Source organism: Blastocatellia bacterium (assembly GCA_035275065.1).
In the GTDB taxonomy this organism is placed as follows: Bacteria; Acidobacteriota; Blastocatellia; order UBA7656; family UBA7656; genus DATENM01.
In genome coordinates this window covers 1-1861 of record DATENM010000060.1, presented here as the reverse complement: position 1 = coordinate 1861, position 1861 = coordinate 1, and the positions used below count along the sequence as shown (strand labels likewise).

Below are 1861 nucleotides of genomic sequence, written 5' to 3'. Positions count from 1 at the left end.
CAATGTACTCTGCTGATCGCGGATATTTATGACAAAGTATAACTAAGGGCCGTCTAACAAGGCGTTGCAGCGGAGGCGGCGAAGCGAATTTCTCATCAACATCGGAGTGTCACACGCGGCCCCGCTGAACGCGGGCGTTAGATGTTGCAGGCGTGAATACTCAACCACTAAATAGACAATGCCAAAAAGTAGAACAAGGAAACACCGCAGTAAGTACAAGAGTAAACGCACTCGTAGACGCTCTGTTTCTTTATTCAAATCCACTTTTAAAAAGATCAGGAGTAAACTCACAGTTGGCAAAATAATCGCTAGCGCTGTCGCACTAATCAGTATCATCAGTGCCTATATCACGATTTTTGGATATTGGACGCCTCGAATTGAGGTTCAACCATTGTCTGGTTTAAACCCGAAAAATGCACTCACAGCAAGATTCTCAATTACCAATCAGGGCAGTATGTCCATTTATAACGTTGCATTGGGACACCGCTTTATCAACTATAAAGTTATGGACTATGCTGAGGGGATAGTTATCAGCAAGCGGGACGGTACAGAGTCGAAGGAGCCAGAAATCGGAGAGATAGGCGATATGGTGGCTGTGCCAGATTATTATAAGGAAATTGCTCCTATGAAATCTGCCACTGTAGACTTAGGTTACTCTGTGCCTCCCTCAATGGAACCAGTACAGGATTTAGATATTGAAGTAGTCGTCTACTTTCGTCCTGCTTGGTATCCATTCGAGCGCCGAGAGTCATTCAGGTTTGTTACTCAGGTAGCAGCGGATGGGCAGATTCAGTGGTTGCCCCGCCCGGATTCTAAACCTTACTGGTAAGAGCAACTAATATATGTGCAAATAGGCAACATCTAACAACACGTTGCAGCGGAGGCCGCGAAGCGAGTTTCTCATCATTCCTTGTGAGCCCGTTCGCGGCCCCGCTAAACGTGAGCGTTAGGCGTATCTCCTACTCTGGTTTAAAATTCCAACTCATATGGCGAAAAAAGGTCTGAGTATCGGAGCCCTCAAGCGGTACTTGAAGGTCCGCTCCCGAGAGGAGCTTGTCCATGATATCGTCGACCTGTTTACCAGGTTGGATGTCGTAAGGGATTATTACCATACTCGGCTCACGCCGGAAGATGATGCGGTTGTCATAGATAAATACAAGGCGATTATTAAGAATGAGTTCTTGCCAGCGCGCGGGCTTGGTGAGATGAGGCTATCGGTTGCGAGAAAGGCGGTCGCGGAATACCGGCGCGTCAGCCGTAGCAAAACGTCGCTAGCGGATTTAATGCTGTACTACGTGGAGGTAGGCATCGAGTGTACAAACACATACGGGGATATGAACGAGCGGTTCTATGAGAGTTTAGGGAATATGTACAAGTGGGCAGTGAAATTGATAGTGGAGAATGAGCTAGAAGAGTTATACGAGAGGCGTTGTCGGAGGATGGTAGATGCCACCTCTGAGATAGGGTGGGGATTTCACGACTGGCTCAGAGAGATATATGAGGAGAACTTCGAGCGCTGACGGATACGCCTAACAACGACATGCACCGGAGCGCGGCAAGCGGACTTCTCAACGTCTTGCCATCGCACCATGCCGCGCCCGGTGATGTGTGTTCGTTGGGCGACGCGCCCCCAGTCGCTGACTGGCGCAACGATGCAATCTGGCGGATGGCCTGACTTGCCTGCAACGATCATTCATTGGCGTCGCACCGCTGGCGACACTCACCCGGCGCAGCGGCGAGGTTGGCAACAATCGGCAGACAAACGCCGGTGAGCGGCGGGCATCGCATCGCCGCGGTTAAAGGATTTGGTGGACCGCAAAGGATGGGCAAGCGACAGCGGCAATGGCGGCGGCGCTTTGCG

The 1861-nt window shown here is 50.6% G+C and carries 2 protein-coding genes; both read left to right on the top strand.

What is annotated here, in order from left to right; genetic code table 11:
* The first annotated feature begins 178 nt into the window (after positions 1 to 178).
* Positions 179 to 829: a hypothetical protein gene (locus VJ464_13740; GenBank protein ID HKQ06192.1), complete on the top strand. Its 651-nt coding sequence runs from the start codon at positions 179 to 181 to the stop codon at positions 827 to 829.
* 157 nt (positions 830 to 986) lie between these two features.
* Positions 987 to 1520 carry a DUF6155 family protein gene (locus tag VJ464_13735; GenBank protein ID HKQ06191.1) on the top strand — a complete coding sequence of 178 codons (534 nt, stop codon included), beginning with the start codon at positions 987 to 989 and terminating at the stop codon, positions 1518 to 1520.
* The last annotated feature ends 341 nt before the right edge of the window (positions 1521 to 1861 follow it).